Origin of the sequence: Jatrophihabitans sp. (genome assembly GCF_036389215.1) — a bacterium.
In the GTDB taxonomy this organism is placed as follows: Bacteria; Actinomycetota; Actinomycetes; order Mycobacteriales; family Jatrophihabitantaceae; genus Jatrophihabitans_A.
In genome coordinates this window covers 1-6,222 of record NZ_DASVQG010000099.1, presented here as the reverse complement: position 1 = coordinate 6,222, position 6,222 = coordinate 1, and the positions used below count along the sequence as shown (strand labels likewise).

The window sequence follows — 6,222 nt, the reverse complement described above, 5'->3', positions numbered from 1 at the left end:
CAGCGGGTCGAGGCGGCTCGGGCCTGCGGGCCGCGGGTGGCGCTGAGCGGTGAGTCGTTGCCGCCCTTACGGCCACACCTGTCCGATGCCCAGTCATCGGGAGAGCTGTCGGCTGAGCACACCAAGGTCATCCTCACTGCTCTGCACGCCCTGCCCGCCGCCGTCGGTGCCGAGGACTGCGCGCTTGCCGAGAAGCACCTCGTCGAGGCAGCCACCATCCTGCGGCCGCGCGAAGTGGGCCTGCTGGGCCACCGGCTGCTGGCCCACCTGCACCCCGACGGCACCCTTGCGCCCGACAGTGAGCAGCAGCGCCGCCGCAACTTCTCCCTACTACCCAACACCGACGGCAGCTACACCGCGGCCGGCCGGCTCACGCCCGCCTGCGGTGCCCAACTCCTGGCCTGGCTGTCACCCCGGTCAGCACCGGCACCCAGCGACGAGACCGGCCCGGACCCGCGTTCCCCCGGCCAACGGATGCATGACGCCCTGGAGCAACTCGCCGGCCTCGCGATTCGGCGCACCGAGCTGGTCGAGTCGGGAGCGCCGGCCCAGGTCATCATCAGCATGACGGCCGATCAGCTCAGCAGCCGCCGAGGCCTGGTTGAGACCTCCTTCGGCCAACTGCTCCCGGTCGAGGACGCGTTGCGGATGGCCGATGAAGCCAGCCTGCATCTCCTGCTGCGTGACCAGCACGGTGCCGTGCTCAAGCACGGGCGCACCAGGCGGATCGCGACCCGAACGCAATCCCTCGCCCTGACAGCGCGCGATCAGGGCTGCACCTTTCCGGGCTGTGACCACCCGCCCGAGCACTGCCAGCGTCACCACATCGTCGGCTGGGCCGACGGAGGCACCACCGATCTGGACAACCTCACGCTGCTCTGCACCTTCCACCACCGTGAGTTCGAGCGCGGAGGGTGGAGTTGCCAGATGATCGACGGGCAACCGCACTGGATCCCACCGGCCTGGATCGACCCGGAGCGGACACCGAGACGTAATCATCGGATCAGCCGACAGTGAGGCTGCCACAGTCGGGACTAGCCCTGCTATGGCTCAGTAGCCGCTGACCACCAGGTCCGCTGCCTGCGAGGGCTGCTCGACGCCCTCGTAGTAGTCCTCGGCGACCGCCCACCGCTCGATCCAACCCTCGTCGTTCTCGCCTCGGGCGTGCAGCCGCGCCTGCCGTAGCTCTCGCGGTGCGTCGACGTAGATGGAGAAGTCCCAGTACAGCCGCAGCTCACGTCGCAGCAAGTACACCCCCTCCACCAGCACGATGCCGCGCGCCTCCACGGTGACCCAGCCGTCGAGGGTGTTGCTGTCCCAGTCATAGCGCTGAAAGGTGGCCGACCGACCGGCCTTCAGCGGTCGCAGCAATTCACGCTCGAGCCGCTGGTGGTCGAAGTAGCGCTCATAGCCCTGCTGCGGGCTCCACGACCGCCAGTCGCGTTCCTCCGGACCGTAGAAGTCATCGCCGTGCACCAGCGTGATGTTGTCCGACCGCGCCGTCAGCGCCCGAGCGAGTGTGGTCTTACCCGCTCCGCCGAGGCCCTCGACACAGACCAGCCGAGGCGTGTGGCCAGGCAGGGCCGCAAGCTGCTCCAGGATCACGTCGACGGCACCGTGCGCCATGCCCCTCCCAGTTCCTCGGCCGCCCCGACCAGGAAGACGCCGACTCGGGCTGATTTTGGGGCTGCCCAGCGTTCGAACGAGCAAACGCCAGCCTTGGCACATGTGGGATCACTGTTAGCAGTCACCTAGGAACATCGCCATCGACTCGGAAACCGGATGCGGCCGTTGAGGATTCAGGTGGTTCCGATCGCTCGGCGGCCGAGGTCGGCCTCCCGGAAGACGTCGACCGGCTTGCGCAGCACGTCCTCGACATCGGTGCCCTGCCAGACCCAGTCACCGGCGGTCTTCATCAAGGCGATCAGCTGATCGTCCTCACCGTCCTGGTAGAGCTGCTCGCAGCTGCGGCAGAGCGCCCAGAAGCTTTGCAAGGTGTCCTTGCCGAACCGGCGGAACTGGACTCGGTCGGTCGCCAGCGGGTGTATCCACACCACTTCGGCGGCGCCGCAGAATGCGCAGCTCTGGTCGGTCACGGCATCTGGCAGCCCTTCGCGCGGGGATCGATCGGGTCGCTGGCTGCCCTCGTCGGCGCCGTGCGCGCCAGTGTCAGGAGTGGAAGCCACGAAATCTGACTCTATCGGTAGCCAGTGGCGAATCGCGCGTAGTTTTCAGCATAAACTCGACCCAGTTCGACCACGGCGCGTAGTTGGTCGGTGACTATTTTGCGGCTTGTGTGGCTGGCGCTGGCCTCGATACTCTAGCCGGGTACGGGGGTACACGAGGGACGCAAGAGCAGTAGAAGCCTTGCCGCGATGGGTACGGGGGTACCGGATCGGGCAAGGCTTCTCTGCGTCTGCGGGTAGGCCGGCGCGAGCCGCCTCGCCGCCGGTAGGCCGGGCCGGAGCCGCCGGTGACCGGGCCGGAGCCGCCGGTGACCGTGGCCGCAGCCGCCGGTGAGCGGGCCGGAGCCGCCGCCAGGGCCAAAATCAGGCAGTTTGAACGCATCTAAATCGCCCCCACCCGGATTACCCTTGCCGGTATGACGGCGATGCGCTCTGACGAGCTGCCCCAGGGTCTCGACGACCAGCTGTGCCTGGCGCTGTATCTGGCGTCCCGCGCCATGACAGCCACCTACCGCCCGGTCCTGGACGAGCTGGGCCTGACCTATCCGCAGTACCTGGTCCTGATGCTGTTGTGGGAGCAGGGAACCTCGTCGGTCGGCGAGATCGGTGCCCGGCTGCACCTGGAGTCGAACACGCTCTCCCCGCTGGTCAAGCGGCTGGAGGCACTGGACCTCGTCACCAGGCATCGGCGGGCCGGTGACGAGCGGACCGTGGACGTGCAGCTGACGAGGCAGGGCAAGACGATGCGGCGACGGGCTGCCAACGTGCCCGCCCAGATCTGCGAGGCCACCGAACTCGACGCCCCCAGCCGGGCCCGGTTGATCAAGAAGCTGCGCAGGCTGACCGAGGACCTGGAGAAGAAGCACGGCTGACGCCACGCCCGGTTGACGCCGGCCCAGCTGCCGCCCGGTTGACGCCGGCCCAAGCTGCCGCTGGGCCGCCGCCAGCACTAGGTCGAGCCCGATGAGATCGAGCGCGATCACTCCGGATAGCCTTCAGCAACAAGCCGAAAGGTCAATCAAGGAGGTTCCATGCCTACACGCACCGCCCGGACTGCCTGGACCGGCAACCTGGAGCAGGGCTCGGGTCAGGTGGAGCTGAGCAGCTCCAAGGTGGGCACCTACGACGTGTCGTTCCCCAAGCGGGCGGCCGAGGACGCCGGTGGCACCACCAGCCCTGAGGAGCTGATCGCCGCGGCGCACTCCTCCTGCTTCGCGATGCAGCTGTCCGCGCTGATCGCCGAGGCCGGCGGCACCCCGCAGAGTCTCGAGGTCACCGCCAAGGTCTCGCTGGGGCCCGATCCGGCGGGCGGCTTCCGGTTGACCGGCATCGCCCTCGACGTGCATGGCGAGGTCGAAGGTCTGGACGAGGCGGCCTTCGAGGCTGCGGCTCAGGCCGCCAAGCAGAGCTGCCCGGTCAGCAAGGCGCTCACCGGAGTGCAGATCACCCTGGACGCGACGCTGGACCGCTAACCGCGCCTCTTACCCGTCCGGCAGCTCGTCCGGCAGCTCGTCCGGCAGCCGGTCAGTCGGCGTGAGTCTCGCGGGCAGCCGGCGGTCAGTCTCGCGGTCAGCCGGCATCGACGGCCTTGCGGGCCGTTGCCTGCAGGGTGGGGTCGCGGTAGTCCGAGCGGCCGTCCACGAAGCCGGCTTCGGCCACCAGCACCCGGGTCCCGTCCTGCCGGGACGCGAACGCGGTGACGGGCAGCTTGCTCGGCGAGCCCGGGTACCGGATGCCTTCGCGCAGCAGGTCATTGACGTTGCCGGTGCCGTCGGAGGTCACCAGGCGCAGATAGCTCGTGGCCTGGCTCGGGCTGGGAAAGGTCACCGTGCTGGTGGCCACCACGATGCTCCGGCCGTGCTGCTCGGTGGTGAGCAGGCTTCGGTGTACCGATGAGCACGGTGTCCTGGCGAAGAAGACCTGCACCTGCCCGTAGGAGTGCGCCGTGCAGTTGGCCTGGTCATCGTCGGCCCGGCGCGCCCAGCCGGCGGGAACCGCACCGGTGGGCGAGCTGCTCGTGGTACCGGCCGGAGACGGGGTGGTACCGGCCGAGGTCGGGGTAGTGGCGGCAGCGGTGGCGGTGGTAGTCGAGGCAGGGGTGGCCGGGTGCTCGCTCAAGCTGTCGCGGTCGCTGAATCTGAGCAGGCCGACCAGGACGATCAGGCTGACTGTCAACCAGCCGGCCAGCACGGCGAGCGCCACCTTCAGCCGGTTGGGCGGCGCGGCCTCCTGCTGGTCCCAGTCCTCGTCCGGTTCGGTCAGCCAGCTCACGCGCACACCGTAACGCCTCGGACCCGGCGCGGCGGCTGTTGAGCCGTGCCGCGAGAGCGTCACCGGTGGCTGCGACATCATGGGTGACACGAGCGAGCATCGAGTGAGCGCCAGCGAGGCAGGAGCGCAGCGAGTCATGGCGATGAGCGCTTGCGCGAAGAGGGGAGCGACATGAGCGAATACGACGTGATCGTGGTCGGGTTGGGCGCGATGGGCTCCGCCGCGGCCTACTCGCTGGCCGCGCGGGGTCAGCGAGTCCTGGGCATCGAGCAGTTCACTCCCGCGCACTCGCTGGGCTCCTCGCACGGCGGCACCCGGATCGTGCGCAAGTCCTACTTCGAGAAGCCGGACTACGTGCCGCTGCTGATCCGTGCCTACGAGCTGTGGGACGAGCTCTCGGCCACCTTCGGCACCCAGCTGTTCACCCGGTGCGGCGCGCTGATGATCGGCGCTCCGGACAGCGCGGTGGTATCCGGAACGCTGGAGTCGGCCCGCCGCTGGGGACTCCCGCACGAGGTACTCGATTCCGCCGGCCTGCGCGCCAGGTACCCCCAATTCGCGCTGCCCGAGGGCCACCTGGCCGTGTACGAGGCCGACGCCGGGTTCGTCCGCCCGGAGGTCACCGTGCTGGCCAACCTCGAACTGGCTGCCGATGCCGGGGCCGAGCTGCGCTTCGACACGGTCGTCGAGCAGGTGGAGCTCGGCCCTGGCGGCGTGCACCTGATGGCCGGTGGTGAGGAACTGCACGCGCCGCGCGCCGTGATCGCCACCGGCGCCTGGGCCCGCCGGCTGGCCAACCTCGACCAGTATCCCGTCCAGGCGCAGCGCCAGACCGTGCACTGGCTGCGGCCGAAGACCTCGGTGGCAGACTTCGCGCCCGAGGTGTTCCCGGTCTACCTCTGGAGCTTTCCGGTGCCTCCCGGAGCGGATCGGCTTGAGGTGTACGGCTTTCCGCACCAGCCCGGGGACGAGGGGGTCAAGGCCGCCTTCTACCACGACTGGCTGAACCCCGATGTCGATCCCGACACCATGCAGCGAACGGTGTCCGAGGCCGAATGCCGGGCGCTGCGGCAGGTGCTGGCCCCGTCCCTGCCGGCGCTGGACGGCGACTGCGTGACCGGCCAGGCGTGCCTGTACCCCAGCACCCCCGACGATGACTTCCTGCTGGGCCTCCATCCGGGCTCGTCGGGCCGGGTGGTGCTGGCCCTCGGCTTCGGGGGGCACGGTTTCAAGTTCGTCCCGGTGGTGGGGGAGATCGTCGCCGACCTGGTGATCGAGGGCTCCACCCGGCATGACATCGGTTTCCTGGCACCGGAACGGTTCGCCGCCCGGCGATGACACTGCGGGTGCTGATCGCGCCGGACAAGTTCAAGGGCAGCCTGCCGGCGCCCGGCGCTGCCGCGGCGCTGGCCGCGGGCTGGCGCTCGGCCCGGCCGGGTGACGAGGTGGCACTGCTGCCGATGGCCGACGGCGGCGACGGCACGCTGGCGGTGCTGGCGCAGGATTGGCGTACCGCCAGCTGGGTTCCGGTGCCTACCGTGGACGCCGTCGGAACGCCCCGGCTGGGCCGCTACCTGCGTGCCGGTGACACCGCCGCCGTGGAACTCGCCGAAACCTGCGGCATTGCCGGGTTGAGCCCGCTGGATCCGATGGGTTCGCACACCGTCGGACTCGGCATCGTGCTGGCGGCGGCGCTGCGCTCCGGTGTCCGGGGCCTGGTGGTGGCGCTCGGCGGTTCCGCCTCGACCGATGGCGGCACCGGGGC

General features: G+C 69.6%; 8 protein-coding genes. 5 read left to right on the top strand and 3 right to left on the bottom strand.

Going from position 1 to position 6,222, the window contains the following annotated elements:
* Positions 1-1,017 (top strand): HNH endonuclease signature motif containing protein (locus VF542_RS04690; RefSeq protein WP_408650549.1); only part of this gene is annotated, 1,017 nt, incomplete at its 5' end.
* Positions 1,018-1,050: 33 nt separating this feature from the next.
* On the opposite strand, the gene VF542_RS04685 is transcribed toward VF542_RS04690, so the two are convergent.
* Together VF542_RS04685 and VF542_RS04680 are read right to left on the bottom strand one after the other, a co-directional pair.
* On the bottom strand, positions 1,051-1,626 hold the full coding sequence (locus tag VF542_RS04685; RefSeq protein WP_408650548.1) for a uridine kinase family protein: 576 nt from the start codon (positions 1,624-1,626) through the stop codon (positions 1,051-1,053).
* Positions 1,627-1,799: 173 nt separating this feature from the next.
* Positions 1,800-2,186 carry a hypothetical protein gene (locus tag VF542_RS04680; protein ID WP_408650547.1) on the bottom strand — a complete coding sequence of 129 codons (387 nt, stop codon included), beginning with the start codon at positions 2,184-2,186 and terminating at the stop codon, positions 1,800-1,802.
* A 416-nt stretch (positions 2,187-2,602) separates the two neighbouring features.
* Here VF542_RS04680 and VF542_RS04675 point away from each other — a divergent pair, with 416 nt between their 5' ends.
* Positions 2,603-3,058: a MarR family winged helix-turn-helix transcriptional regulator gene (locus tag VF542_RS04675; RefSeq protein ID WP_408650546.1), complete on the top strand. Its 456-nt coding sequence runs from the start codon at positions 2,603-2,605 to the stop codon at positions 3,056-3,058.
* A 159-nt stretch (positions 3,059-3,217) separates the two neighbouring features.
* The gene (locus tag VF542_RS04670) at positions 3,218-3,658 is read left to right on the top strand and encodes an OsmC family peroxiredoxin (protein WP_408650545.1); all 441 of its coding nucleotides are present in this window, start codon (positions 3,218-3,220) and stop codon (positions 3,656-3,658) included.
* 97 nt (positions 3,659-3,755) lie between these two features.
* Here the strand turns inward: VF542_RS04670 and VF542_RS04665 are convergent, their stop codons facing one another.
* Positions 3,756-4,457 carry a hypothetical protein gene (locus VF542_RS04665; protein ID WP_408650544.1) on the bottom strand — a complete coding sequence of 234 codons (702 nt, stop codon included), beginning with the start codon at positions 4,455-4,457 and terminating at the stop codon, positions 3,756-3,758.
* A 171-nt stretch (positions 4,458-4,628) separates the two neighbouring features.
* Between VF542_RS04665 and solA the strand changes: the two genes are divergently transcribed.
* Both solA and VF542_RS04655 read left to right on the top strand, forming a co-directional pair.
* Positions 4,629-5,795, top strand: coding sequence for an N-methyl-L-tryptophan oxidase (gene solA / locus VF542_RS04660; protein ID WP_408650543.1), 1,167 nt, complete (start codon positions 4,629-4,631; stop codon positions 5,793-5,795).
* A partial coding sequence (locus VF542_RS04655; protein WP_408650542.1) for a glycerate kinase occupies positions 5,792-6,222 on the top strand: 431 nt, incomplete at its 3' end. The genes solA and VF542_RS04655, both read left to right, overlap by 4 nt.